Raw genomic sequence first — 26,611 nt, forward strand, 5'->3', positions numbered from 1 at the left:
ACAATGAACCATGAACTATATTACAGCAGGGTGTACAAAAACTTTTGATTTAATATCAGCACCGGCTTTACCCAAGGTAGCTGCAACAGAGCAGTATTTGGTTAACGAGAGTTCGACCGCGCGGGCCGCTTTATCTTCGTCAATGTCGCCGTATAAATGAAATTCAATTTCAATATCCTCCCATAATGAGGGTTCTTTACCGGCTTCACGCTCGCCGTTAACTATCATTTTGTAATCTTTTACTTCCTGACGTTGTTTTTTAAGAATACTGATCACGTCAATGGCCGAGCAGCCTGCCAGGCCCATTAACAGTATCTGCATTGGGCGAACACCAAAATTTTCACCGCCACTCTCAGGGCTGCTATCCATTTTTACAGTGTGGCCATTAGCGTCAACCGCTTCAAACCCGAAATCGCCGTGTACACGTTTAAGTTCTATTTTATTAGGCATATTGAATATATTGTAAGGCTAAGTTACGTATTTGCGGGCGCTTAATAAAGTACAGCCGAGCCGCTTTATATTGTTTTTGATAAAAATGATCTTAAACTGATGGTTTCCTGTCTTTTACAGGTATCACTAATTTTAAGCCCGACCATGTTTCATCTACTGCGCAAATTTTGATATCAATCAGTCCGCTTTTAAGAGCGGTACCCCTTACCAGATCTTCCGTCACATCAGTTGTTACTTTAGAGGCCCTTTTGGGCCAGGAAACCCATATCATGCCATCTGCTTTGATCTGCCCTTTCAGCAAGGGCAGCCTGATCAGCAGCTCATCCTTATTTAAAGTAAAGAAATGGATAAAATCCTTTTGCGGGCCTGGGGTATCATCAAAATATAGCCCCGATGGCAAATCGGTAAACAATTCCATATAATGAGCGGGCGCGTTGATCAGCTTAATCTTGAAGCCTGGTTTGATGCCCAGCTTTTTTGCCAGTGGTGTTCCTGAATATCCGGTCATGGTGCAATCTGCCGCATATGGTGTTTTAAATGTTCCACATAATCATTAGCCAGCCAGGCTACGGTTTGCAGGTTTGGTTCCGATTTGCTGTTGTCGCAGCGGGCATCTACCCTATCCAAAGGATAATTTTTTAATACGCTGATGATCTGTTTGTTCAACAGTATCCAAAGATCGATGATGTCATTAACCTCTGTATCCTGGTAGCGTTGCACACTTACCCAGGCATCCTGTTCATAAGTAAGCCTGAAGTTTTCTTCGTAGGTGCAGCGTATAAATCTTTGCAGGTTAATTTGCGCGCTATCGATCAAATGGCCCAAGATCTCTTTCTTTGACCACTTGCCGGGAGCTGGCCGGGTTTCCCAGTCAATCGCCTGTAATCGGATATCCTGAAATTCATCAATGGTATCGGTTAATTCCTGTACAACGTGGTTCATTTTGCTTTAATCAAATAGTATTTAAAGATTGTTATTTCATATTAAATAACAAAACCATTAACTTCAAAGCCTTAAACATAGCCGATGGTCCTTAACTATATCTGGATAGCCTTTTTTTTGATCGCCTTTGTGGTTGCTTTTGTCAAACTAATATTTTTTGGTGATGCAGAAGCGTTTAAGTTATTGGTTGATGGTATATTCAGTTCCTCAAAATCATCGGTAATGGATATCGCGTTGCCATTGGTTGGTGCCATGGCATTTTGGCTGGGCATATTGAATATTGGCGAAAAGGCGGGTGCCATTAATTTTCTTTCGCGAATTGTAGGACCTTTCTTCAGCAGGCTTTTCCCCGAGGTACCCCGCGACCACCCGGCTACCGGGCAAATGCTCATGAACTTCTCGGCCAATTTATTAGGACTTGATAATGCTGCCACTCCCCTGGGTTTAAAAGCTATGGGCAGCCTGCAGGAGTTAAACCCGGATAAAGAGTCGGCCTCAAACGCCCAGATCATGTTCCTGGTGCTGCATACTTCGGGCTTACAATTATTGCCCGTTACCATTATAGCGCAGCGTGCCATACTAAATGCCGCCAATCCTACCGATGTATTTATACCCTGTATTATCGCTACGTATGTAGCCACTGTGGTTGGTCTGCTTGTGGTGGCGGTTAAACAAAAAATAAACCTTTTGGATAGGGTGATCATAACCTGGCTGGGCGGCTTAACCGCTTTTATAACCTTGCTGGTTTGGTGCTTTACCCATTACTTAACCAAAGTGCAAATCAGCGCGGTATCAAACATAGGCAGTAACTTTTTGCTGTTCACCATACCCGTAATGTTTATTTTGGGCGGGCTGATCAAAAAGATCAATGTATTTGATGCTTTTATTGATGGAGCTAAAGCCGGGTTTGAAACCTCGGTGAAAATAATACCGTACCTGGTAGCCATGCTGGTTGGCATCAGTGTTTTTAGAAGCTGTGGCGCTTTGGATTATATGAACGATGGCTTGCGCTGGGTATGTATTCAATTTAACCTCAATACCCGTTTTGTGGATGCAATGCCGGTTGCTTATATGAAACCTCTGAGTGGTTCGGGATCGAAAGCCATGATGATCAATACTATGCAAACTTTTGGGGTTGACAGCTTTGCCGGGCGCCTGGCTTGTGTATTTAATGGCTCGGCCGATACTACCTTTTATATTGTAGCCCTCTACTTTGGATCGGTAGGTATAAAAAGATCCCGTTATGCTATTCCGGCAGGCCTGATAGCCGATTGTGCCGGCGTTATTGCCGCTATTCTGGTGGCCTATTTGTTTTTTGGTTAATAATTTAATTTTCAATAGATTTCGATATTTTCCAACAAGTTAATTTTCCCTCATATCCTTCTCTTTTTTTGTAACCAGCAGTAAAAATATTCCGTATAAGAGTACGGATTCGGCAACCGTGAAACCTGCTTCACGTTAGCTGTTTTCGCTTGATAATTGTTTTGCCCCCAAATTCACCTTAATAGGATGGTGAGTTAAGAAGCATTTAATCATTGTGAAACCAATTTTTAATGAACATAAAGTACACTAAAAAATTATTTTTTTTAGCTCTTCTCTGTCTACTTGTGTCATCCGCCGCAGCTCAAACCATCAATATTGGTACTGTTGATGCGGGACCCTATGGTTCGGGCTCAACCATTAGCATACCTATAAAACTGAGTAATTCTGATTGTTTTGCCGCAAACAATGAGTTTGATCTTTACTTATCAGATGCCAATGGGAATTTCGGATCACAACAAAAGATAGGTAGTATCAGCGGCTTTTATGCCACATTTGTAAACGGTATTATCCCTGCCGGAACGCCATCCGGAACCGGATATCAATTAAGGGTGGTATCTACAGCACCCGCTGTTACCAGCGCGGCCTCTTCGGCCTTTACTGTTAATAATGTGGCCGGGGTGGTTGCCGCGGTAAGTTCCCAGATCATCAATCCGCAATATCCCGAAGTGTTTGGTACATGTAACGGCCGGCCTAATGCTGCTACAGCTTATACTTTCTTAAATCAATCGGCATCGGGAACATCTGTTACGGCAACCTTTTTTAATGACCTGGCACAAACGGTCGAAGGTGGCGTTGTCAGCATTTCGCCCAACGGGGTTTTTAATGCTAAGGCTGCTAATTATACGGTAACCGTTAAAGCGGTAAACGGCGGTGTTGTAGGTACAAAGTCGTACCTGCTTATGAATAACGTAGCCAATCGTGTTTTGGGGGCTACGGGTATTACCTCGGTATGTTTGTCAAACGGCAGCGGCGAACTAACATTTAATGCCGATATCACATCGCCGGAAACAGGTTTGCAGAATAACTACCCGGGCCATATTTACAAGGTATCCTGGGGAGATGGTACAAGCAGCACCTTTACGCTTTGCCAAATTATTGCACAAGGTGGTAAAATTGTACATACTTATACCGCGTCGTCATGCGGCAGTATCGTTAACAATACAGTTAAGAACGTTTTTGGCGTTAATTTACAGCTTACCAGCACGTATTGCGGTGATATAGGCACTCCTGCAACTCAATATGCGCAGGTACTTACCCCACCCGAAAATAAGTTTTCCAATAATGATGTAGGATGTGTAAATACACCTGTTACTTTTGCCAATACCTCCTATCCGGGGCAATCTGGCAGCACTACCAATACTTCGGCAAGTTGTATTAATACGGATGCTAAGTACTCCTGGTATGTTGATGATGTGTTGAAGGTTCAAAATTATGGAGCTACCCAGCCCTTCATTTACACCTTTACTACACCGGGTATACATAAAGTAAGGCTGGTGTTACAAAATACCGCCGGTATTTGCGGGGCTGCCGATGTTACACGGGAAATTTGTATCCAGAATCCACCAACAGTACAGTTTAATTTCCCGGTGAAATCTGGCTGCGGGCCTTTAACCGTAATACCCGATAACACATCGGTTATTGATGCCAATTGTAATAATACCAATGCCTATCAATGGATAACGGATGCGCCAGCAGGAAGCCTTACTTACGCAGATAATACAGACGCTAATAGTCAGCAACCACATATGGTTTTTTCTAAAGCAGGTGTTTACCGGGTTAACCTTATTATCAATACCAAAAGCTGCGGTCCGGTTTTAGGTACCGCGCAAACCATAACAGTTGATGATACGCCAACTGCCCAACTTTCGGCAGATGCACAGGTATGCGGTATTAACCAAACCCTTAAATTTAATACCGATGCCGGTATTACCCACACGGTTTTGGACGGTATAGGTGAATTGAAACCTGATTCCTACACCTGGACAATAAGTGGCGGCGCGTTTGATTTTACCGGCGGAACCACCGCTAATTCTCAATATCCGCAGATATTATTTAAAGACGTCGGCACCTATACCATTACTGTTGCTGTAAAAAATAATTGCGGCCCACCGGCAACAGCTACCCAGCACCTTACTTTTCAAATATCGCCAACCATTAGCACTGCCGCCCCCCCGACAGTTTGCGCGGGATCGGATATTAATTTAACAGGTACTGTATTAAGTGGCACCATAACCAGTCAGACATGGACAGGCGGTACGGGATCTTTTAACAATGCTAACGCATTGGTTACTACTTATACGCCATCAGCCGCCGATATAGCCGCCGGGAAGGTTACATTTGCATTAGCCGGTACCACTACCCTGCCCGTTCCCTGCGATAAGGTGATAAGTACGGTAACGGTAATTATTGAACCTCAAACGGTGATCACCAGCGCCCCTACGGTTAATGATCTGTGTTCGGTAACTGCCCTTAATTATCATATAACAGCTTCTAAACCCAATAGCTCTTTTACCTGGACAATTGATCCTGCCAACACTTCGCCATCGGCTACGGGTTATACCAACGGCAGTGGTTCTATTATCAACGATGTGATCACCAACAGCGATCCATCCAATTTCGCTGTAGTCACCTATATTATACAGGCTACGGGCAGTAACTGTAACGGCGATCCTTTTACTTTAACTGTTCATGTTTTACCTGCACATATTACAACAGGCTTTACAGCCAGTGTAACCTCTGGTTGCGGGGCGTTACCTGTTCAATTCACTAACACCTCCGTACCGCTCAGCAGCAGCTTTACCTGGGATTTTGGCGACGGTACTAACTCAACCGAAGTTAACCCTACCCATACCTTTGTACCGGGTACCGATGGTAAGGACAAAACTTATACGGTAACTTTGAATTTGGTAAGTTCCTGCGGAAATGTACCTACTGCTACAACTACAATCACTGTGCACCCTGCATCACCGGTGGCACTTATTCTTCCAAGTCCGCTAAGTGGTTGTTCTCCATTTGATGTAACCGTTCAGAATGCATCGCCGGGTAATAATAAGACCTATACTTATCACCTATATGACCCGGCCACACAGCAGGACGTTCTGCCTCCTGTAACAAAGACCGATAAAACCTCGGTTGTTTTCACCGTAACTTCAACAGTAGCCAAATTGTTTAAGTTGTATATGGTAGCCGAAGATCTTTGCGGTAATACTACAAAAAGTATAGAATGGCCCATCTCCGTATCGCCACCAGATTTTGTAGCAAAAACCTTTGTGACCGATAATAATAACACGGGCTGCGCTCCTTTTGCTACCAGCTTTGTAAATGCCTCAACCGGTGGTGATACGTTTACCTATAATATTTATGATCCTAATGGTAATGGTACCCATTTAACTGCCGGTGGTTTGGGCAGTACATTTGCTTATACATTTACCGCGGCGGGTGTTTACAGGGTTTCCATTACGGCGGCTAATGGCTGTTCGTCTATCGAGTCGGATAAAGTAACGGTAACGGTTAATCCATTACCCTTACCTGCTTTTACAGCCGATGCTACTACAGGTTGTAAGTCGCTGGTGGTAAATTTTACCAATAGCACACAAGCGCCGGATGGAAATTCCAGCGCGACCTCTTACCAGTACGACTGGGATTTTGGTGATGGGAGCGCACACGCGTTTGAGCAAAACCCGGCCCCGCATACTTATCAGTTTAGCAATACGCCATATACGGTTACATTGCTGGTTACCAACCCTGTAACCGGATGTACGGCCACACTGATTAAAAATACTTATATCACGGTAAACCCGCCGCCTTTTACCGCGTTTGGGGTTAAGCCGGATACCACTATCAGTATACCTAATTACCGCTTTACTTTTGTTGATCAAAGCACCAATGGCCCCACGCAATGGCACTGGGATTTTGGAGATGGGCAAACCTCTAACAATCAAAATCCTGCCCATACCTATATTGATACAGGCACTTATAAAGTAACGCTAACTACTTATCGGGGCAGTTGCGATAGTGTTATTTCGCACAAGGTTCATATCACGGGCATTCCGGGACAACTTTATCTGCCCAATGCTTTTATGCCCACCAGTGGTTCAACTGAGCTACAAAAGTTTATAGCCAAGGGCTCCGGTATCAAAAAATGGCACCTGCAGGTGTACAATAATTACGGGCAGCTGATGTGGGAAACCGATAAACTGGATGATTACAAAGGTACACCTGTTAGTGGCGACGGTTGGGACGGAACTTTCAGGGGGGCACCGGTACAGCAAGGTGTTTATATATGGCAGGCCTCAGCAACATTTATCAACGGAACGGAGTGGAAAGGCATGAGTTATAACAACTCGCTGCCCAAACGTACAGGTACCATCAATTTAATACGATAGCAGATGCGCAACCCATTAAAGAAAGGTATTTTATTTTTTGCAGCACTGCTGACAGGCATGATAACTTTTGCCCAGGATCATATGTATTCGCAATTCTTTAATTCACCGGTATACTTAAACCCTGCGTTGAATGGCCAGTTCCCCGGCGATTTGCGGATGAACCTTATCTACCGTAATCAGTATACCTCGGTACCGGGGGGATTTAATTATATCACGGCATCTGTTGATTATAATATTCCACGGTTTGGCGGTGGTGTAGGTTTATTGTTTACCCGTGGCAGCGAGGGCGCTGCCGGATTGGTTAAAAATAATATAGCCGGTGTTTACTCCTACAGCGTTGGTTCAGATGATTTTGTATTGTCGTTTGGCTTGCAGGCGGGCATTACCAATCGGTCGGTCAATTACAATAAACTGGTGTTCAGCGATCAGATAGACCCGCAGTTTGGCTATATACCGGGCACCCCTACCGCCGCGGAACCGCCACTTTTTGATAACCGCTATTATTTTGATGCTGGTGCGGGTATTAACCTTGTGATCAGCGATTTTAATATCGGCGGCGCATTACAACACATCAATCGCCCCAATGAATCGTTTACAGGTATTCCGGCCAAGTTACCCATGCGTGTCACAGCCCACGCGAGTTACCGCCTTGATCTGAATCCTTACGCTAATCTTGATGAGGACGAAAAATCATTCCTGATACCATCGGTTATCTTATATAAACAAGCCAGCGCGCAATCTATCAATGCAGGTATGCAGTTTAAACGGAGAAGCATCAATGCTGGCCTGTGGTACCGTACCGGAGGATCTGCCGGGCCAAGCGCGGTAGTACTCTCATTGATATTCGACATTTTTGTCCATCACGATGCCGGCGAAAAGCTGCGTTTAGGGGTTAGTCATGATGCTCCCTTCGGTGGTTTAAATTACAGTAATACCAGCGGTTCATCAGAGGGAAGTATAGGGTACGAAACAACACTGCCATCCCGCTCTGATACCTATCGTAAATTTGAAGGTTCGCGGCGTTGTTATGATTTTTACTAGTCAGGGAGAAATTTGAAATGTCTTTATACTTAATTTTAGTACATTTACCTATAGATTCTTCGCCCCTGGGTTTAGTGGTTTTTTAACTGATCATATATTTTTAAAAAAAATGAATTGTGCAGGCAACCTTTTATTATCAGGCTACGTGATAACTGAAAAAATGATAAATATTAGTACAATTTAACCCATTATTACCCCTTATATGGGAGAGGCGGAACTACAACAACTTATTGCGGGCTGTTTGCAGCAAAACCGAAAGGATCAGAAAATGCTTTACAAGGCGTTTTATGGCTTTGCTATGAGCATATGTCTGCGATATGCAGGTAACCGCTATGAGGCGTCGGAGATCATGAATCAGGGTTTTTTAAAAGTATTCACTAATTTGAATAAATATGATACGGGGCGGCCGTTCATTGCCTGGGTTGGCCGTATTATGATGAATACCTCGGTTGATTATTACAGGAGTAACCTTAAACTATCACTTAATGATGATCTGGATGCTGCCGAAGATATAGGCCATGATGAACTGCCCGACCAAAAACTAAATTATGATGACCTGCTGGGTATGATCCAGCAGCTGCCGAATGCCTACCGTACCGTGTTTAACTTGTTTGCTATTGAAGGTTTCTCGCACGAAGAAATAGCTGCCCAGTTGGGTATCAGTACCGGTACTTCAAAATCAAACTTATTTAAAGCGCGGGAAAAACTAAAAACAATGGTACTCAACTCCGGCCGTTTGCCGGACAATGGTTCTGAGGATATCCGGCATAAAATTGTTGCAATAGGCGCGTTTACTGTTGGATTATCACACTTGCTTGAATTAATAATGCGATGAAAGAAGGGAAAAACGAAAATAAATTAGATCAGCTATTCAAAGACGGGTTATCCGGCTCTGAAGATCATTTTGCTTTTCGTGAGGAGGATTGGGCTTCTATGGAGCGCCTGCTGGATAATAAACCCAGTAAAAAGGCCGCCATCAGGAGGATAATTTATTACTCAGCGGCTATAGCGGCTATTTTATTATTGGCGATAGGCTTGTTCTTATTTAACGGGGACAATAAAGTAGAAAAACCCAAAGATGAACTGGCTGTTAAACCAAAAATCAAAACAGATACAACTGTACCTGTAGTGAAAGATAATGGCCAAAATATTCAGCCTGTAAAAGATTCGGTTAAACATGTAACTCCGGGTATCGAAAATTTGGCTAAGGGTGATGTAAATGGTAACAAAAGTCAGTCAGAATCATCAATATTGGGTATTACCCCAGGTAAACAAAAGCAGCAAAACAATAATATACCTGCAGATCAAAGCCCTATGGCTCCATATGTGCAGAACAACAAAGTAACAAAAGACAGTGTCGATAAAAATAAGGTTGTTCCGGTTCCGGCAGATAAAAATAACAGTGTAGTTGATCCGTCAAAGATTGCTTCTACCGATACGCAAACGAAAAATAACCTGGCCGCCAACACGCCGGATACCAACCAGCCAGATACCGCGGGTAAAGTAACACCACCTGTGCAACAAACCAAAAAGGATAAGGCATCTCTTAAACCGATATTAAGGACAGGCCCACGCTTTACACTTGCCATAATGGCCGCACCTGATCTGAATGCGGTAAATTCATTCAGTCGTAACCAGGTAGGTACCAACTTTGGTGTGCAGCTGGGCATTCATCTGTCTAAAAAATTTAGTATATCTACCGGTGCTTCATATGCGGTTAAGCCATATCAAGCTACCGGCAGCCAATATAACTCCATAGCCTGGCAGGGGCGATCAAGTAGTGATCTGCCCGATTATGTAACCGCCAATTGCAAGGTTTTGGATATACCACTGAATCTGAATTATCAGTTCTATGCCAAGGGAAGAAACAAGTTTGCCATAGGCAGTGGTTTGTCATCCTATATTATGCTGCGCGAAAATTATCATTTTGAATTTGCCGATGGCTCAAAACCCTCATATGATGTTCAGGTTGATGGCCGCAACCAGCATTGGTTAGGCGTATTGAATTTAAATGCGACTTACGAGCGCAGGATTAATTCCAAATTCAGCACCGTTATACAGCCTTATATGAAATTGCCTGTTACGGGTATCGGTGTTGGCCGTGTTGACCTCAGATCAACAGGTGTTGCTGTGGGTGTAAACTGGAATATCAACCCGGCTAGGCCTAAATAAAAGGGTAACAAAAAGGATGTCATGCTGAGCTTGTCGAAGCATGGTGGGCAGGCCTCTGCGCGCGAGTCTTAGACAAGCTCAGACTGACATCCCCTACGCATTTATTCCATAATCTGTCATTGCGAGCGCAGCGTGGCAATCTCCTCGCGTTCTAAACGGTTAGCATAGCTACGAGATTGCTTCGTACCTCTTCGCGATGACATTATTTTACTGACTTTTAGCCAGAGCAATAATGTCTTTCCCTTCTATAATCTGCTTGCCATAGCCATCATTGGTAGCGCTGATCATGGCATGGGCTAACTCCTGCAAAGTAACAAAGCCAGCAGGATACAACGCTCTGCCAATGGGGAACAACCAGTTGATGTATTTATAAAAACTATGTGTGTTCACCAAACCTTTTATCGGCCTGATAAAACCTGGCCGAAAGGCAAATACCTGCTTAAAAGATAATTTCATCAAATCGTTTTCGGTTTTTCCTTTAACGGCGGCCCAGCCTTTGCCTTTTTCATTGCTGTCAGTTCCGGCTCCGGAGATGTAGCAAAAGGTCATGCCAGGGTTAAGTTTGCTCAGCGTTTCGCTCACATGCATGGTTAGCGTGTAAGTTAACTTATAATACTCCTCGGCTTTGATGCCTACTGATGATACCCCTAAACAAAAATAACAGGCGTTATATCCTGATAACTCACGCTCAATAGCCGAAAGATCAAAAAAATTACCATGTATTATCTCCTTAAGTTTGGGATGGGTAATGTTCATGCTTTTCCTGTTGATCAGCAGAACAGCTTCTACATCGGGGTGCTGTAGGCATTCGTGCATCACCCCCTCGCCTACCATTCCGGTGGCTCCTGTTATAATAGCCCTTATTTTTGTTCTCATAATTTTGCAGGGTTTACTAACATTAACCAGGTGAGATCAAATGCATCGTTAATGATCTGCTCTTTTTTGTCGCTGCATAGATCGCATTTCACCAGGAACTCATACATCCCGTTAATCTGGCTCCAGACAAGCGTGGCAATTAGCTCGATGGGTAAATACTTAAATATTCCGGCCTGTACAGCACCCTCTAAAAGTTGCGTATGCTTCTGGGAATGCCTGGCTATATCCTCGGCAGGAACCAAGGCCAGGTGTGGTGAAAAGTGAAATTGTTGAAGAAAAAAGAACTCTTCCGGATGTGCGACCCCCCATTTTAACGAATACACAAACATGTTCCTGAATTTATCTTTAAAAGTTTCGCCTTGGTCTATCTTTTCAAACAGATGGGTGTTCAGCTCCTCTTTTGTTTGGTTGTACAGGGTCACTACCAATTCGTCTTTGGTTTTAAAATAATGAAAAAGAGTACCGTTTGATACGCCGGCTTCGCTGGCTATTTTACTGGTGGGTGTACCGTGAAACCCGTATTGTACAAACAACTTTAGGGCTGTTGAAAGAATTGATGCTGACTTATCCATATATAAACTGACTAATCACTCTACAAATGTATTTAAAATTCAGTCACCGCAAATTATTTCTCTTGTTAACAGGGCTTAAATCATAAATTATTAAAATAAAACGACAATTCTTTATACGGCGGGCAACCCTTTGCTATGAAGTAACGATATATTAATAGACAACCATATTAGAGCCTGCAGGTGTATCCGGGGGGTATGGTGAAATAAAAGCTTGATAAATCTTTAATTATCTGCACATGGTACCAGTTTCAGTTGTGATCATCACCAAAAACGAAGCCGAAATGATAGGCCGCAGCATCACGATGCTGAGGCAGTTAACCGATGATATTGTTGTAGTTGATAACGATAGTACCGATCATACCATTGATATATCGGTAGAGAATGGCTGCCGCGTTTATCAAAAAAGCTGGGATGGTTACGGAGCTAATAAAAATAAAGGTATTGCCCTGGCCCGCTATAACTGGATACTGAGTATTGATGCTGATGAAATACCAGATGCTGACCTGCTTACCTCTATCAGTCGCTTAAAGCTGGATGATTGCGATACCGTTTACGATATACCTTTTAAAGCTTATTATGGCAACAAAGCCATCAATTTTGGCAATTGGGGCCGCGATCATCACATCAGATTATTTAACCGCACACGGGTGAAATGGTCTGAGCCGCCTGTACACGAAACGCTGGTGTTGCCACAAAATATGCGGGTTCAAAAACTGAGCGGTCATCTGCACCACTATTCGGTTAAAAATGTGCAGGAACATGAGGCCAAAATTGTGCATTACGCTCAACTGAGTGCTTTAAAATACCAGCAAAGCGGTAAAAAAGCCAATATGGTAAAATTATATCTTGCTCCTATCTTCCATTTTGTAAAAGCTTACGTATTTTTATTAGGTTTTTTAGATGGCAAAGAAGGCTGGAATATTGCCCGCATGGCCTTTAAAAATACCTGGTTAAAATATTATTACCTGGATAAGGCCGAACAAAATCCCGTTGGAAAGAAAAACCTGTATGAAGTACCTGTTATGGCATACGAACTTAAAGCCAATGCCCATACCGAATAAAGCGGGGCGTTGCCCATGAAAAAAACGCTCATCCAAAACCTTTCGGCCAATACACTGCAATTGGTAATCAATCAATTGTTCGGGGTGTTGATGTTCTACGTGCTTTCTGTCAATTTGGATAAAGATAGTTTTGGGTTGATCAACCTGGCGCTTACGGTAGTATTCACCGCATTTAATATCCTTTCTTTTGGTATCGATCAAACGGTAGTTAAAAAAGTAGCCCATGGCGATGATGCCCGCAGTGTGCTATCCATTTACACATTCCACGTGGTTTTTACCGGGTGCATATTTTACGGTATACTGTTACTGGGTAAACTGTTTTTTACAAGCGACGCCTTACTTTACCGGCTCATTTTATTTATTGGCGCGGGCAAGCTGATGCTCTTTTTTTCTACCCCGCTTAAACAGATATCCGGGGGGATGGAACGATTTAAGCTGCAGGCTTATATGCTGGTGGTGTCAAACATCGTTCGGGGTTGCGCTTTGGTTGTATTAGCGATAACGCATTTGTTAAGCATTACCGGTATTATGTGGGTATTTATAGCCGGTGATACGCTGGAGTTCTTATTCAGCGTATACCTGTTCAAAAGATATATTGGCATATCCATCGCGCCCCGATGGAATAAAGCCGAATACGGTTTGCTGGTCAGGCAGTCCTTACCACAGGTAGGCGTTGTTTTGATCACCTCGGCACTGGCCCGTTTTGATTGGTTGTTTATCGGCTTTATGGTATCGGCCATCAAACTGGCCGAATATAGCTTTGCATACAAAGTATTCGAAATAGCTACCCTGCCCCTGCTGGCTATAGCGCCCTTATTGATACCCCGATTTACCCAGTTGTTTAAAGATGAAAGCTATACCGGCAATAACCTGAAACTCCTGATCAGGGCCGAGATGGTTATTGCTACATTTACTGCTTTGCTGCTGAACATGTGCTGGAACCCATTGATTGATCACATCACCGGCGGAAAATACGGCGTAGTTAATAGTAATACCATTTTCATCCTGTCGTTATGCCTGCCATTCATATACATCATGAATTTTTTCTGGACGATATACTTTGTACAGAATCGCCTAAAAATGATCCTGCAGGTTTTCCTGGTAACGTTTGGTGTAAATGTTATAGGCGATTTGCTGCTGATCCCCTTTTTTAAAAACGAAGGCGCCGCTATCGCTTTCCTGGCATCATGCGTTGTGCAGGCTATTTTATTCAACTCAAAAAATAAACTCAGCGAATTGAATGGTAGTCTGTTTATTTTGTTAAAATGCACTACCTGCGCGCTTATCGGCGGTGTATTGGCTAAATTTCTATTCCAAAACTTCTGGCTGGCTTTGCTGGCCTCGGTGGCTTTTTACTTTATGGCTTTAGCACTTATCCGCCAGATCAAAATTGCCAACTATAAAAATTTCCGTAAAATATTAGGTCGATAGATCAGGGTATCGGATAGCCAGTATCTGGATTTTTGTAGACTGAATGTATTTTTAAAAGTCTTGATACTTGATACTAACTACTTGATACTTTAAAAAACTCCCAGGCAACCAATCCCATTTTTAGGTCGTAATGATTATAAAGAAACCGGAGCATGTTGACCAGAGCAGTGGCTTTTTATAGGGATAAAATAAATGATAAGGTGGATTGGAGGCTACTCACCTTTTTGCTGCTTTTTTTAAACGTAAAGCTGGCCATAAAAATTCCGGTTATTCTGCTGTTTAGCTTATGGCCAGCCAATTTCAAATTCGGATTTCGCTTTAAAGATTCCCGCTTGCCGCTTTTTTATCCGCTCATCATCATCATTGCTATAGTTAACTGGATCATTTATCAAGGTTACGTCAATGGTAATTACAATATTGTGCTGCTTACCGGTATTGGTTTTTGGATTTTGTGCATATTGACCATACATCAGGTTAAACTGGCTATTGACAATAATACCCCCGAAAAGGTACATCAAACCATAACAGCCTTTTTTATAATCAATGCGCTGATATCCTTATTGATACTTGCCGTTATCGTTTTAAAGACACACACTATCAACCCTTATACCTACCAGGGGCAATATCAGAAATACTTTATCAATACCGGCGATTACATTAAGGGGATAGCCTTTGATACTTCCATTACCAATTCCACATTATGCGCTTTTGGTGTTATTTACTTCCTGATCCGCAAAAACGCTGTAATGCTGTTGGTTTGTATGGCTATCCTATTGTTTACCGCGAGCAATTTTGTTAACCTGGCTTTACTACCCATACTGCTGCTGCTGTTTGCTTTTAGAACGGATCGTTATCAAAAGAGCCTTGTTGTTGTTTGCTTTGTTTTCCTGGTTGTTTTCATGGCTAAGATATCGCCGCAGAACAATAATTACACCACGCAAACACTCATTCACTTATTTAAAAAAGATAAACCGGTAAATACCGCGGCCGTGCCTGTAAACCCAATGGCCGACTGGCGTATTACCGACCGGCCCGATAATACCCTAACGCCCGAAGAACGCAAACAAAAGATAGCTACCCTGTATCTGGACAGCGTAGGCAAGATGCTGGATTCGATAAGGGTGCGTAGACGTCCGGACTATGCAAAGAATGCTTTCCTGGCTGATGGAGGGCGTATAGCCATTACAGAACCCAACCTGAACGGTGATTTTTATCAATACAATAAAGAAACCCCGCTTGCAATGCTGCAATTGGTGAATTTTATAAAATTGCACAAAACAGCCCTGCCTACTGCCGGAAATGATGATTTTGTTTATGCTATACCCGGTAAGGCGGCAGGATTTTTGCAAACCATTGCCTTTTTTCGGACCCATTTGGGCAAGATACTCACTGGTACAGGTATTGGTAATTTCTCATCGAAATTGGCTTACCGCACAGCAGGATCTGGTTTTGCCGGTGGGTATCCTGCCAAATATGCCTATATCAACCACGATTTTTTGGTTAATCACCTTGATCTGTACCTGTATTTTTATAGCAAACAAACAAGTTTACACTCCATCAGTAATAGCCCCTATTCTGTTTATGACCAATTACTGGCCGAATACGGTTTACTGGGTATTATCCTGTTTATAGTCTGTTATATAGGCTTTTTTATACGTCATTATCAAAAGCTCACTTATGGTTTGCCCATATTGTTTTTGGTGCTGGCTGTTCTGCTGACCGATTACTGGTTTGAACAACTATCGGTAATGGTATTTTTTGAACTGCTGTTATTGCTCAATATCAAAGAAAATGAAACCGTTAAACCAATTCTCCCATGAATTTTGACACACCCCAAATAACGGTTCTGATGCCTGCTTATAATGTGGGTAAATATATAGCCGATGCTATCCGGTCGGTGCTGGAGCAATCGTTTACCGATTTTGAACTGCTTATAGTTAATGACGGCTCTACAGATGATACCGTTGATGTGATCCATTCCTTTGCCGACCCGCGCATAGTGATGATACACCAGGACAATAAAGGGGTATCCCTGGCCTTGAATACCGGGTTAAAATATGCCCGTGCCCCTTATATAGCCCGGTTTGATGCCGATGACGTGTGCCATCCTGAGCGCTTACAAATACAGTATGATTTTATGATCAACAATCCCGATTACAGTATCATAGGCTCCGCCGCCGATTATATGGATATGGAAGGTACTTATCTTTTTACCTCTACCCCTCCGGCAACAAGCAATGAAGACATTCAGCAATTGGCATCGTCGGTTTGCCCCTTTATGCATCCCACCGTGTTCTATAAAAAAGAAGTGATCTTAAAAGCAGGCGGTTATAGCGAATATGCTTACACCTATGAGGATCATTTTTTATGGGTAAGCATCCTGAAAGATCAAAAGGCCTGTAATTTCGCCCAGCCTTTAATCAAACACAGGCTTAATCCGGAATCCATCACTATTGATGAAAAATGGCGACCTCGTAAATTCCTCAAAATAAAATACAGCACGCTTAAAAACAAGGTAGTTACCGCAGATGACGGTGCTCAGCTAACCGCAATGGGTCAAAAACAGCAATTGCGCCGGGTTAAGCATGGCGCCTATTATGCCTTGTGTGCCAAAAAACTATTGGTCAATAATTATCATCCGCAAAAGGCACGGGGACATGTGGTAAAAGCTATCAGCATATCGCCATTACGACTTGATAATTATCTGTTATATACTATCAGCTTTTTGCCCGAAAAATTCATCATGTGGTTGCATAAATTAAATTCAGGGAGGCTGGCGCAATGATCAAAGTAGCATTTATAACCCGGTCGACCATATATACTGTACCCGGCGGTGATACTATCCAGGCGGTGCAAACAGCGCGTCACTTGACCGAAATGGGCATTACTGCCGATATCAGGCTGGCTAATGAAAGTATCCATTACAATCATTACGATCTGCTGCATTTTTTTAATCTTACCCGCCCGGCCGATATCCTGTATCATAGCCAGAAAGCAGGTAAGCCCTATGTAGTATCTACCATTTTGTGCAATTACGGTGAGTATGATAAATACCACCGCAAGGGCATGGGCAGATTGCTGCGTTATCTGTCGACAGACACTATTGAATATATTAAATCCATAGCCCGTTATCTGTTGGGACGTGATAGTTTGGCAAGCTTGTCATACACCTGGCTTGGTCAGCGTAAGAGCATCAAGAATATATTGAGCAGGGCCGCTATGATACTGCCCAATTCAGAGTCGGAGTATAACCGGGTGATCCAATCATACGAGCGCAAGGTGAAACACCTGGTAGTGCCTAACGGGGCCGATCAGAATATGTTTCAGTATGATCCGGACTATCCAAAGGATGAGAAACTGGTGATCTGCGCAGCACGAATAGAGGGTATCAAAAATCAGCTGAACCTGATACGTGCGCTCAACAATACCCCCTATCGCTTACTGTTGATTGGCACACATGCCCCAAATCAGCTGGCCTATTACCAGGAATGCCGGGAAATAGCTGCCGATAATGTGATTTTTATTGATCACATCCCACAGCAGGAACTGGTAAAATATTACCGCCGGGCAAAAGTGCACATCCTGCCCAGCTGGTTTGAAACTACCGGCCTGAGCTCGATTGAAGCCGCGCTCATGGGTTGCAATATTGTAACCAGCGATAAAGGCGATGTACGCGAGTATTTTGCCGACGACGCCTTTTACTGCGATCCATCATCACCGGAAAGTATCCTGGCCGCTGTTGAAAAGGCAAGCAAAATGCCTTACAATGAGACTTTAAGACACCGTATATTAAAACAGTACACCTGGAAACAGGCGGCATCACAAACATTAAAAGCGTATCAATCAGTATTATAGCCATGAAATTACGTATAGCCATTTTAGGAACCCGGGGCATCCCCAATTATTACGGTGGATTTGAGCATATATCTGAATATGTATCGGCCGGTTTGGTAAAACGCGGGCACTCGGTAACTGTTTATAATTCGCACAATCACCCGTATACCCAGGATAGCTGGAATGGTGTGGAGATAAAACACTGCTACGACCCGGAATATTTGATAGGTACCGCCGGGCAATTCATCTATGATATGAATTGCCTGCTGGATGCCCGCAAAAACAAGTTTGACGTGGTATTGATCATGGGGTATACCAGCAGCTCGGTTTGGGGCAAACTGTATCCAAAAAATAGTACCATCATCACCAATATGGATGGTATGGAGTGGAAACGGTCAAAGTACTCCAAACCGGTACAGCAATTTTTAAAATACGCCGAAAAGTTGGCTGTAAAGTACAGTCATTATTATGTGGCCGACTCCAGGGTGATCAAATCATACCTTGCCGATAAATATAACATTACAAGTGAATATATCCCCTACGGCGCTGATGTTTACTCGGATCAGGAACGTGAACAGTATGACTTTGACGAAGCCTTAAAAGAAGATTATTTCCTGCTGATGGCACGCATGGAGCCCGAAAATAATATCGAAACTATTCTGGATGGATTTAACAAAAGCAATTCGCGCAGAAAGTTTAAAGTTTTGGGCGATACCGGCAACCGCTTTGGCAAGTATATCACCAATAAATTTAATAACGATGAGCGTATAGAATTTAAAGGATCTATTTTTGATAACCCCAAAGTACGATCGCTACAAAATAACTCTTACCTGTATTTTCATGGGCATAGCGTAGGCGGCACCAATCCATCACTATTGGAAGCCATGGCCAGCGAAGCGCTTATCGCCGCGCATAACAACCCCTTCAATAAATCGGTGCTGAATACCGATGCTTTTTATTTTTCAAATGCTCTCGAAGTGCGGGAACTGGTAGAAAACGTACAGCGCCAAGACACAGAAAAAAGCATGGTGATGAATAACCTGCATAAGATCCAGGATCAGTTTAATTGGGAAACGGTAATTGATCAGTACGAGGAATTTATTGTGGAAAGCTATAAACACGCCAATCATGAAGCAATTATTGCTTATTAATGATACACCGGCCAATAGGATAAGCTATTACCATGTGCTCTTGCTCATGGCAAGCCTGCCTTTTGATATGTTTTACAGTCATATCATTCTTATTAGTTTTACGCTGCACACGCTTATTCATCTGGATAAAAGCAGGCTAAAAGCATTACGTACTTTTAAGCTGTTGGTACTGCCTTCTGTTTTATTTATTACCATCATCGCCACCATTTATACTATCAACCTAAAGGCTGCTTTTAATGAATGGACTTTGCGGATCCCGCTCTTACTGTTCCCGGTTATGTTCCTACTCAATGGCCTCGATTGGAAAAAATACCGGGAAAACTTCTTGATGGGGTTTTCGTTGGTTTGCGCGTTAACCGTTTTTTACCTGTTCGTGGTTGTTTTGGCCACCGTTAGGTTTTATCATATGCCTTTGCGGGCCATTTTTGGTGAAGGTTTTACCAATCATAATTTCGCCGGTCCGTTAAAAATTCACGCTACTTTTTTCTCCTTCCAGCTGGTTGTCGCATTGGTTTACCTGCTGTCGGTTTTGATCAAAGGGGTAACAACCAGGTGGTTAAGAAATATATACATCATCAGTTGTCTTATCCTGGTATGTGGAATGATTCAGTTGAGTTCCAAATCAATATTGATTATCCTTTTTGTGGCTGTAAACGTGGTACTGCCACTGTATCTGCTACAGGCAAAACAGCGTCGGCGATACATGATTACCGGATGGTTGATCACAGCAGTAGGTATTGCCGGAATTTTAAGCATATCCACCTTCAGAGATCGCTACATAACCTTGCTGAAAGACGATATTTCAACAGATAAAACCATCCCCCGGAACTCAGATTCGCGCTTTGAACGCTGGCATATCGCAGCCGCACGCATAAAAGATAAACCATTGCTGGGATATGGCTCAGGCTCGGAAGTAGGTTTGCTGAAGGATGATTTTTATAATGCCAAAATGTACAGCTCCTATCTCAAAGGCTTGAATTCCCATAATCAGTATATCAGTTTCGTATTAAAATCGGGTATATGGGGATTGGTTATTTATATACTGACACTGGTTTATGGGTTTAAAATGGCCTTCAAACGAAAAGATGTTTTGTTCATCAGCTTTATGCTGATTATTGCTGTGGTGTCGGTGAGCGAAAACTTATTGGATGTAGATAAGGGCGTGATGTTTTACAGCTTTTTCTTTTCCTTTTTCCTGTTCTCGGCGCCTGATAATAAAACAATTATCAAAGAGCAGCAAAAACCTGATGAATATTTAATACCGCTGGCAACCAACGCATTGGCTGCTACGTCATAATTATATACTACTAAATATACAGCACTGTGGCAGAGATCAAAAAAAACATATTGGCAACACTGGCTTATTTCGATGTGTTCAACTATCCGCTTACGCGGGAAGAGATAAGTTTGTTTCTGCCCGTTAAGTGCGATGCTATAGATTTTGATCTGGCTATGGCCTGCCTGGTGAGTTGTAGACTGATTTATCGGTTCGACAGGTTCTATATGCTAAAGAACGATCCCTACCTGGTGAAAAGAAGAAACGACGGGAACCAGAAAGCGGCCGATATGATTAAAACAGCCCGTAAGGTAGGTAATATCCTTATCCGTTTCCCTTATGTGCGTGGTATAGCTATTTCGGGTTCTTTATCAAAAAACTATGCCGATGCCGAATCAGATATCGATCTGTTTATAGTTACCGCCCCCAACCGCATGTGGGTGGCCCGTACATTGATGCACTTTTTAAAAAAACTCACTTTCCTGGTTAATCGCGAGCATTACTTCTGCATGAACTACTATATAGATGAGCAGCAGCTGGAAATTGCCGAAAAGAACATTTATACGGCGACCGAAGTGGTTACCCTGATCCCGATACAGGGCGATACCACCTTTGCCGATTTTTTTGCAGCCAACGCCTGGACACGCGACTATCTGCCCAATCATATCATGCGGGTATCCACAGCCAAACCTTTAAGCAAATTTCCCTTAAAAAGCCTGGTTGAATGGTTATTGAATAATCGTTTGGGCGAATTACTGGATAACAAGTTCATGAGGATCACGGCCAGCAGATGGAGTCAGAAAACCCGCGAGAAAAAGTTAAATGATCACGGTATGGTACTGGCCATGGCAACCGGTAAACATTACGCCAAACCCGATCCAAAGAATTTCCAGATTAGTCTAATCAGTCGTTACGAAACCAGGATAGCACAGTTGCTGGTAGAAAACCAGCATAGTGTAGCGAATTAATAAATAAAGAAATTATGTCATTGCGAGGAGGAACGACGAAGCGATCTCGTAGCTGTTCAACTTCCGCTGTCATTTCGAACGAGGAACGAGGAGAAATCTTTTACGTTGTTTAGAAATGAGCAGAAGATTTCTCCCTGCGGTCGAAATGACAGCTTTAAATTAATACTCCCGAATAGTTTTGTTACTTCTTTTCCAGCGAGATAATAAAATAGTCGCCCATGAATTTCCAGGGCCAGCTACTTTTTAATTTATCTTCTTTTTTTTTCAGGAATTGATAGGCTTTAGGATGCTTTTCAGCAAAGCCTTCAATGTAGGATGGCGGTACAATGGTGCAAAGTCCCTCAACACCTAATACTTTATATGATTCCTTTAAAGTATTGATAATGAATAATGAACTGTAATAAAAGCACTTGAAATAAGTCCCCTCGATATGTGCGGTACGCCCCTTACTGCTAAAAAATCTGCGGAAGGCAGTTTTGAATTTGCCTTTAAAAACCAGCAAGGTTTCCCACAGGCAAAAGCCGGGAATAACCACCAGCGTTACCTTGCCGCCTGGTTTTAAAAGCTGGTCAAAAGACAGGAGAACTTTGTCCAGTTCGCCGGTACAATTGAGACCACCAAAGTTAGAGAATATATGGTCAAATGGCCCCTGGTTTTGCAGTTGGGCCAATTGAGTAAAAGAGCAAATTTCTGTGCTGATCAGGTCGCGGTAAGCTTCAGTTTTTTGGCGCAGTACCTGTTGCATGCCTGTGGATATATCGGTAGCATGTACCCGGTGACCATTTTTGGCAAAAAACAAGGCATCTTCGCCGGTTCCGCTGTTAAGCTCCAGGATACTACTGTTGGGCGCCAGGTATTGCAAAACATGTTGCCTTACCCTTGCCCGTTTATAGTTAACAATGGTATTGCTGGAATAGATCTCATCAAAAATAACCGACTGCCGGCTAAAAGCTGTAGAGGCATCGGTTTCGTTGGTACTCGTTATGGTTATCCCGTTTGTCATGATGCTTTTTCCAGTTGATTAAGTTTAAAGCGCTCAATCATCATGGCCGGTGCATGGTATAAAACAGAGGCAGCTTTGCGGATGCGTTTTACACTTGGTTTAAAGGGGTTGCTCAACAGCTCAACCAAACTATGTTTAGCCAGATGAGCATGATAGTTTTGATGTACGTACTTGTGCAGCTGTTTGTAGTAAGCAGGCTTAAAGGTATTGTTGAACATCAGTGCCATCTCGTCGGAGTCGGTCCAGTTGGTTTTTTGCTGCAGATCGGCCTTTACTTTTTCATAAAACAGCGTACCGGGCAGTGGGTACGAAACTGATATACCAATTTCATAAGGCAGCAAGTTGTTGATCATACGGATGGTTCGCCTGATATCTTCCTTGTTTTCGCCCGGATAACCAAACTGGATAAAGAAAGATGGTTTGATGCCATGCTTTTTCATCATTTGGGTTGCGGTGTATATCTGTTGTATGGTAGTGCCCTTATCCATGGCATCCAGTATCTTTTGCGATCCGCTTTCCGCGCCTATCCAAACATTATCACAGCCCGATGCTGCTAAAGCTTCCACGGTTTCATCATCCAGTAACAGATCGGCGCGGGATTGCAGCTTGTACCTGAACTGCAAGCCCTCCTGTTTTACTAATCTGGCGAATTCAACTACCCAACCTGGTTTCAAGCCAAAAATATCATCACAAAACCAGATATGATCCATGTTGAACATCTCCTTCATCAGCTTCAACTCGATGATCACATTTTCGGGACTGCGCGAATTGTAGCGGTTACCATAAATAGGTTTGGCGCACCAGTTACACTTAAAGGGGCAGCCGCGTGTGGTACCCACATTGAGCGAAAAATAACCTTTATGCTGCAGCCAGCATTCGCGATATGGCGCAATGTTAACCAGGTCCCAGGCCGGTAATGGCAAACTATCCAGATCTTTCAACACAGGCCTGCCCGGTGTTTTAACCGGGACATTATCCTGTAGATAAGCAAGGCCTTGTATATGAGAGAAATCTTCTCCCTTTTTTATGGTATTAGTCAATTCCAGTAAAGTTTGCTCTGCTTCGCCGATGATCACAAAGTCGGCGCCCTCGGCCAGATATTCTTTGAAACGGTCGGTTGAGTCGGAACTGGCCACAATGACGGTGCAGCCGCGCTCTTTGGCCAATTTGCACATGGCAAAAGCAGCCTCGCGCATATTGGTGAGGCACATTTTGGTGAGGTAATTAAAACCATCGTCATAGATCACAAAAAAACCGGGACGGGTTTTATCCAGCAGATCCGTGATCTCAAGTGGGGTATGACTAAACATTGTATCAAAAAGCGATACCTGGTAATTGTTTTGCCGCATCAATGAAGCAGCATATAAAGTGCCTAGTGGCGGATATGGCTGTCCCTGCGCCCATTGTTTGGGATCGAAACGCAAAAAATAGGAATGCGTAAAAAGTATATGATTTAACTGTTCCATAGGTTAAGCGACATTGGTTAATGGCGACAGGTTAAGTGAGCAAACGCATTTTACACAGGTTGGGTGCCCCGAGGTATCCAATGCCCTGCGGAAGGCGATGGCTTCGTCGCTGTTAATGATTTGTTTAAGCGGGGTATCCCTGATATTGCCCATACCTTCCATAAAAAAACATGGCCGCACGGTGCCATCGGCTTCCACAACTGTGGATACCCAGGGTGCATTGCATTTTTTAAAAGGGAAATCATTCAAGCCATAAAAAGCGGCATAATAATGATAAATGTCCCTGATCTTTTCGCGGCTTTCCGCAATAAAGCGGTTATCAAACTCGGCGGCATATTTGGTCATCAGGTAATTGACTACTTCATTCAATTCGGGAAGTTCACGTTCTGCTATCCGTATTTCGTCCTGTCGTGGTTCTTCCCAGGCCTGCTGGCGGTTAAAAGCATGACTGCTCACATCGGCGGGCAAAAAGCTCACCTGGTCGAGCCCCATTTTTTTTGCTTCGGCAATAATAGCCGGCCAGTTACGATAGTTGAGCCGGTGTATCACCGTACGACCGGTTATACGATACGCGGGGTTTAGTTTTTTGATATACTCCACCCCTTCCTTAAGCTTGCGGAAGGCATTGGGAATGTTCCGGATAGCATCATGCAGGGGTTCATCACCATCTAAGGATACAATCAAATAGTCAACCCAGGTCAACAATTGCTCTGCATTGCTTTTTATGGATAAACCGGTGGTGAGCAGCGTTACTTTGATACCGGCATTTTTAAGGATGCGGCACAACGCAAAGAAATTGGAATTTAATAAAGCCTCGCCACCAGACATGAGCACTTGTTTGGTGCCGAGTTGTTTTAAGGATGCCAATAAGCCGCTGATATCTGCTTCGGTTAGTTGTTTCAGGTTTTTGTTGTCCTTCCAGATGTCACACATCACACAACGGCAGTTACAGGCGCTGTGAGGCATTAATATTACAATCGGCAATACTGATATCCTGTGCGTTTGCAGTGTGCGGTAACGCTTAAAAGTATGGTATAACGACTGACCTGCCATAACTATGGTTTTTCTTTCAAATCTTAAACACAATTAAAAACCCTGGATCTCCGGCTGGCGGTATTTCCAGAACCTTTGCAACAGCTTTATTTCGTATGGGTACTTATACAGGTTTGTTTTATAACGCAGGCTCGATATCAGCTTAATTGATCTTCTCTTGAGGTCATTCATCCTGATATCGGTAACCGTTGGGTAAACGCCATTCAATACGGTCTCAAAATTTCTGATCTTGTCAATCATTTCCGGTTTTATCCAGGGGGTTAACGGGTTTTTGCGCAGATCGAAGCTTTCCCAGGCCGGGCTTATCCAGTCTTCCAATATCTGAGGATAGGCGAAGCCCGATTCCAAAACTTGTTTGTACAGTTCGGAGCCCTCTGTGGGCACCGGTGTATAGGTATAAATAACAATCTCAGTTTTAGGGTTAACGGCTTTTACCTGTTTGATAAAATTGATCTCAAAATCTATCTGCTTCTGCACTTTCTCGGGCGTTGCCGCTGGTGTGCCTAATACAAAAGAATATTCGGGGATGATATCGAATTTCTTCATCCGCTCGGCAAAACGGATGATCTGTTCGCCGGTTTGGGTGCCGCCTTTATCCATCTGTTCCAGGATCTCGTTGTTGCCGCTTTCGGCCCCAAAGAAAATACATTTGCAACCCGATTCCCGGATGATCTCCAGCGATGAGTCTTTAAACTTATCCATGGTGTCGATGCGTGCCATACCCCACCAGGTCATGTTTTCGGGTTTGATGAGTTTGGAAAAATCTACCGCGCGTTTCTCGGATACAAAAAAGTTATTGTCGTGAAACTCAATGGCATCGGCGCCCCATTTATCTTTAATGTATTTCACATCCTTATACACCGTTTGTGCCGATTTGGCTTTCCAGCGGGCCTCATAAATAGGCACCACCGCGCAAAACGAACAGGTAAACGGGCAGCCAATGCTGGAATGATAAGCCAACGTATGTTCGCCCAGGTAGGTTTTACCCAGGAATTTAGGTATGGGATAAAAATTGTTCAGCTTATCATAAGGCAATGGCGGCAATGAATCCTGATCAAGCAGATCTTCTTTGATGGTTTTGGTTATTTTACCATCGGCCTTATAGATCAGGTTTTTGATGAACTCGTAGGGTTTACTTTCCTCCAACGCGTCTATCAGTAAAGGAAACGCATTATCGCCGGGACCATTGATAATAAAATCAACATATTTAGAATCCAATACCACTTTGGGCTGATTAGAAGGGAAATAACCTCCCCAGATCATGGTGGTATATGGGTATTTTATTTTTATGGCTTTAGCTATTTCAATGGCTTGCTTTAATTGCGGGCCGGGCATCACCGTGAAACCCAGGTAGCCATACTCACCGGTTCGTAAATAGCTTTCTATTTTCTCCATCGGGTCGGCTTCACAGTTGCCGTCAACAATGGCCCATTCATATTTTCCTTCAATAGAGGCCGCTATATTTAAAATGGAATTAGGTATACGGTATTTGGCTATAGCACTTCTTGGGTTAAACAGTATTACCTTATTGATTTTTGCCATATAGATTTATTCTTGACGCATGAATATTTAAAGACCGGTCATTTAATTTTAATGATAAGCGATGA

The 26,611-nt window shown here is 43.2% G+C and carries 22 protein-coding genes; 13 read left to right on the forward strand and 9 right to left on the reverse strand.

All coding sequences use genetic code 11. The features are described from left to right. Positions 1–15: 15 nt before the first annotated feature. The 3 genes from ACTJKG_RS12500 to ACTJKG_RS12510 all read right to left on the reverse strand — a co-directional run bounded on the left by ACTJKG_RS12500 (position 16) and on the right by ACTJKG_RS12510 (position 1,392). Positions 16–450 carry an OsmC family protein gene (locus tag ACTJKG_RS12500; RefSeq protein WP_172333407.1) on the reverse strand — a complete coding sequence of 145 codons (435 nt, stop codon included), beginning with the start codon at positions 448–450 and terminating at the stop codon, positions 16–18. A gap of 91 nt (positions 451–541) precedes the next feature. Then, a complete protein-coding gene (locus ACTJKG_RS12505) occupies positions 542–958 on the reverse strand; it encodes a DUF3052 domain-containing protein (RefSeq protein WP_440739397.1) in 417 nt (138 codons plus the stop codon). Beyond that, positions 955–1,392 (reverse strand): DinB family protein, encoded by a 438-nt coding sequence (locus ACTJKG_RS12510; protein ID WP_440739398.1) that lies wholly within the window; start codon positions 1,390–1,392, stop codon positions 955–957. The genes ACTJKG_RS12505 and ACTJKG_RS12510 overlap by 4 nt, the downstream gene beginning before the upstream one ends. Before the next feature lie 84 nt (positions 1,393–1,476). Between ACTJKG_RS12510 and ACTJKG_RS12515 the strand changes: the two genes are divergently transcribed. The 5 genes from ACTJKG_RS12515 to ACTJKG_RS12535 all read left to right on the forward strand — a co-directional run bounded on the left by ACTJKG_RS12515 (position 1,477) and on the right by ACTJKG_RS12535 (position 10,313). After that, positions 1,477–2,715: a nucleoside recognition domain-containing protein gene (locus tag ACTJKG_RS12515; protein WP_440739399.1), complete on the forward strand. Its 1,239-nt coding sequence runs from the start codon at positions 1,477–1,479 to the stop codon at positions 2,713–2,715. Between the two features lie 284 nt (positions 2,716–2,999). Then, on the forward strand, positions 3,000–7,100 hold the full coding sequence (locus ACTJKG_RS12520) for a PKD domain-containing protein (protein ID WP_440739400.1): 4,101 nt from the start codon (positions 3,000–3,002) through the stop codon (positions 7,098–7,100). A gap of 3 nt (positions 7,101–7,103) precedes the next feature. After that, positions 7,104–8,141, forward strand: a complete 1,038-nt coding sequence (locus ACTJKG_RS12525) for a PorP/SprF family type IX secretion system membrane protein (protein ID WP_172333412.1) — start codon at positions 7,104–7,106, stop codon at positions 8,139–8,141. Positions 8,142–8,343: 202 nt separating this feature from the next. Next, positions 8,344–8,976 carry an RNA polymerase sigma factor gene (locus ACTJKG_RS12530; protein WP_172333413.1) on the forward strand — a complete coding sequence of 211 codons (633 nt, stop codon included), beginning with the start codon at positions 8,344–8,346 and terminating at the stop codon, positions 8,974–8,976. Further along, positions 8,973–10,313 carry a hypothetical protein gene (locus ACTJKG_RS12535; RefSeq protein WP_440739401.1) on the forward strand — a complete coding sequence of 447 codons (1,341 nt, stop codon included), beginning with the start codon at positions 8,973–8,975 and terminating at the stop codon, positions 10,311–10,313. The genes ACTJKG_RS12530 and ACTJKG_RS12535 overlap by 4 nt, the downstream gene beginning before the upstream one ends. 207 nt (positions 10,314–10,520) lie before the next feature. Here the strand turns inward: ACTJKG_RS12535 and ACTJKG_RS12540 are convergent, their stop codons facing one another. Both ACTJKG_RS12540 and ACTJKG_RS12545 read right to left on the reverse strand, forming a co-directional pair. Beyond that, entirely contained in the window at positions 10,521–11,189 is a 669-nt protein-coding gene (locus ACTJKG_RS12540; RefSeq protein ID WP_440739402.1) for an NAD-dependent epimerase/dehydratase family protein, read from the reverse strand. Beyond that, the gene (locus tag ACTJKG_RS12545; RefSeq protein WP_440739403.1) at positions 11,186–11,761 is read right to left on the reverse strand and encodes a TetR/AcrR family transcriptional regulator; all 576 of its coding nucleotides are present in this window, start codon (positions 11,759–11,761) and stop codon (positions 11,186–11,188) included. The genes ACTJKG_RS12540 and ACTJKG_RS12545 overlap by 4 nt, the downstream gene beginning before the upstream one ends. A gap of 236 nt (positions 11,762–11,997) precedes the next feature. Here ACTJKG_RS12545 and ACTJKG_RS12550 point away from each other — a divergent pair, with 236 nt between their 5' ends. The 8 genes from ACTJKG_RS12550 (at position 11,998) to ACTJKG_RS12585 (ending at position 21,482) form a co-directional block, all read left to right on the forward strand. Then, entirely contained in the window at positions 11,998–12,822 is an 825-nt protein-coding gene (locus ACTJKG_RS12550) for a glycosyltransferase family 2 protein (RefSeq protein ID WP_440739404.1), read from the forward strand. Between the two features lie 15 nt (positions 12,823–12,837). Then, positions 12,838–14,253, forward strand: coding sequence for an oligosaccharide flippase family protein (locus tag ACTJKG_RS12555; protein ID WP_440739405.1), 1,416 nt, complete (start codon positions 12,838–12,840; stop codon positions 14,251–14,253). Positions 14,254–14,405: 152 nt separating this feature from the next. Continuing rightward, positions 14,406–16,073 carry a hypothetical protein gene (locus tag ACTJKG_RS12560; protein WP_440739406.1) on the forward strand — a complete coding sequence of 556 codons (1,668 nt, stop codon included), beginning with the start codon at positions 14,406–14,408 and terminating at the stop codon, positions 16,071–16,073. Then, positions 16,070–17,038 carry a glycosyltransferase family 2 protein gene (locus ACTJKG_RS12565; protein ID WP_440739407.1) on the forward strand — a complete coding sequence of 323 codons (969 nt, stop codon included), beginning with the start codon at positions 16,070–16,072 and terminating at the stop codon, positions 17,036–17,038. The genes ACTJKG_RS12560 and ACTJKG_RS12565 overlap by 4 nt, the downstream gene beginning before the upstream one ends. Then, positions 17,035–18,108 (forward strand): glycosyltransferase family 4 protein, encoded by a 1,074-nt coding sequence (locus ACTJKG_RS12570; RefSeq protein WP_440739408.1) that lies wholly within the window; start codon positions 17,035–17,037, stop codon positions 18,106–18,108. The genes ACTJKG_RS12565 and ACTJKG_RS12570 overlap by 4 nt, the downstream gene beginning before the upstream one ends. Before the next feature lie 2 nt (positions 18,109–18,110). Then, a complete protein-coding gene (locus ACTJKG_RS12575; RefSeq protein ID WP_172333422.1) occupies positions 18,111–19,238 on the forward strand; it encodes a DUF1972 domain-containing protein in 1,128 nt (375 codons plus the stop codon). Next, the gene (locus ACTJKG_RS12580; RefSeq protein ID WP_440739409.1) at positions 19,216–20,535 is read left to right on the forward strand and encodes an O-antigen ligase family protein; all 1,320 of its coding nucleotides are present in this window, start codon (positions 19,216–19,218) and stop codon (positions 20,533–20,535) included. The genes ACTJKG_RS12575 and ACTJKG_RS12580 overlap by 23 nt, the downstream gene beginning before the upstream one ends. 26 nt (positions 20,536–20,561) lie before the next feature. Beyond that, positions 20,562–21,482, forward strand: a complete 921-nt coding sequence (locus ACTJKG_RS12585; RefSeq protein WP_172333424.1) for a hypothetical protein — start codon at positions 20,562–20,564, stop codon at positions 21,480–21,482. A gap of 181 nt (positions 21,483–21,663) precedes the next feature. Here the strand turns inward: ACTJKG_RS12585 and ACTJKG_RS12590 are convergent, their stop codons facing one another. From ACTJKG_RS12590 to ACTJKG_RS12605, 4 genes are read right to left on the reverse strand one after another with little or no spacing between them, the layout of a single operon-like run. After that, the gene (locus tag ACTJKG_RS12590) at positions 21,664–22,485 is read right to left on the reverse strand and encodes a class I SAM-dependent methyltransferase (RefSeq protein WP_440739410.1); all 822 of its coding nucleotides are present in this window, start codon (positions 22,483–22,485) and stop codon (positions 21,664–21,666) included. Then, the gene (locus ACTJKG_RS12595) at positions 22,482–23,951 is read right to left on the reverse strand and encodes a B12-binding domain-containing radical SAM protein (RefSeq protein WP_172333426.1); all 1,470 of its coding nucleotides are present in this window, start codon (positions 23,949–23,951) and stop codon (positions 22,482–22,484) included. Before ACTJKG_RS12595 ends, ACTJKG_RS12590 begins: the two co-directional genes overlap by 4 nt. 3 nt (positions 23,952–23,954) lie before the next feature. Further along, positions 23,955–25,004 (reverse strand): radical SAM protein, encoded by a 1,050-nt coding sequence (locus tag ACTJKG_RS12600; protein ID WP_172333427.1) that lies wholly within the window; start codon positions 25,002–25,004, stop codon positions 23,955–23,957. Positions 25,005–25,037: 33 nt separating this feature from the next. Next, positions 25,038–26,546: a B12-binding domain-containing radical SAM protein gene (locus ACTJKG_RS12605; RefSeq protein ID WP_440739411.1), complete on the reverse strand. Its 1,509-nt coding sequence runs from the start codon at positions 26,544–26,546 to the stop codon at positions 25,038–25,040. Between the last annotated feature and the right edge of the window lie 65 nt (positions 26,547–26,611).

Origin of the sequence: Mucilaginibacter sp. 22184 (assembly GCF_052045695.1) — a bacterium.
GTDB lineage: Bacteria > Bacteroidota > Bacteroidia > Sphingobacteriales > Sphingobacteriaceae > Mucilaginibacter.

Bases quoted from the DNA above. Each gene is read 5' to 3' on its own strand.
- ACTJKG_RS12500 (WP_172333407.1), bottom strand. From the start codon at position 450: ATGCCTAATAAAATAGAACTTAAACGTGTACACGGCGATTTCGGGTTT.
- ACTJKG_RS12505 (WP_440739397.1), bottom strand. From the start codon at position 958: ATGACCGGATATTCAGGAACACCACTGGCAAAAAAGCTGGGCATCAAA.
- ACTJKG_RS12510 (WP_440739398.1), bottom strand. From the start codon at position 1,392: ATGAACCACGTTGTACAGGAATTAACCGATACCATTGATGAATTTCAG.
- ACTJKG_RS12515 (WP_440739399.1), top strand. From the start codon at position 1,477: ATGGTCCTTAACTATATCTGGATAGCCTTTTTTTTGATCGCCTTTGTG.
- ACTJKG_RS12525 (WP_172333412.1), top strand. From the start codon at position 7,104: ATGCGCAACCCATTAAAGAAAGGTATTTTATTTTTTGCAGCACTGCTG.
- ACTJKG_RS12530 (WP_172333413.1), top strand. From the start codon at position 8,344: ATGGGAGAGGCGGAACTACAACAACTTATTGCGGGCTGTTTGCAGCAA.
- ACTJKG_RS12535 (WP_440739401.1), top strand. From the start codon at position 8,973: ATGAAAGAAGGGAAAAACGAAAATAAATTAGATCAGCTATTCAAAGAC.
- ACTJKG_RS12540 (WP_440739402.1), bottom strand. From the start codon at position 11,189: ATGAGAACAAAAATAAGGGCTATTATAACAGGAGCCACCGGAATGGTA.
- ACTJKG_RS12545 (WP_440739403.1), bottom strand. From the start codon at position 11,761: ATGGATAAGTCAGCATCAATTCTTTCAACAGCCCTAAAGTTGTTTGTA.
- ACTJKG_RS12550 (WP_440739404.1), top strand. From the start codon at position 11,998: ATGGTACCAGTTTCAGTTGTGATCATCACCAAAAACGAAGCCGAAATG.
- ACTJKG_RS12555 (WP_440739405.1), top strand. From the start codon at position 12,838: ATGAAAAAAACGCTCATCCAAAACCTTTCGGCCAATACACTGCAATTG.
- ACTJKG_RS12560 (WP_440739406.1), top strand. From the start codon at position 14,406: ATGTTGACCAGAGCAGTGGCTTTTTATAGGGATAAAATAAATGATAAG.
- ACTJKG_RS12565 (WP_440739407.1), top strand. From the start codon at position 16,070: ATGAATTTTGACACACCCCAAATAACGGTTCTGATGCCTGCTTATAAT.
- ACTJKG_RS12570 (WP_440739408.1), top strand. From the start codon at position 17,035: ATGATCAAAGTAGCATTTATAACCCGGTCGACCATATATACTGTACCC.
- ACTJKG_RS12575 (WP_172333422.1), top strand. From the start codon at position 18,111: ATGAAATTACGTATAGCCATTTTAGGAACCCGGGGCATCCCCAATTAT.
- ACTJKG_RS12580 (WP_440739409.1), top strand. From the start codon at position 19,216: ATGAAGCAATTATTGCTTATTAATGATACACCGGCCAATAGGATAAGC.
- ACTJKG_RS12590 (WP_440739410.1), bottom strand. From the start codon at position 22,485: ATGACAAACGGGATAACCATAACGAGTACCAACGAAACCGATGCCTCT.
- ACTJKG_RS12595 (WP_172333426.1), bottom strand. From the start codon at position 23,951: ATGGAACAGTTAAATCATATACTTTTTACGCATTCCTATTTTTTGCGT.
- ACTJKG_RS12600 (WP_172333427.1), bottom strand. From the start codon at position 25,004: ATGGCAGGTCAGTCGTTATACCATACTTTTAAGCGTTACCGCACACTG.
- ACTJKG_RS12605 (WP_440739411.1), bottom strand. From the start codon at position 26,546: ATGGCAAAAATCAATAAGGTAATACTGTTTAACCCAAGAAGTGCTATA.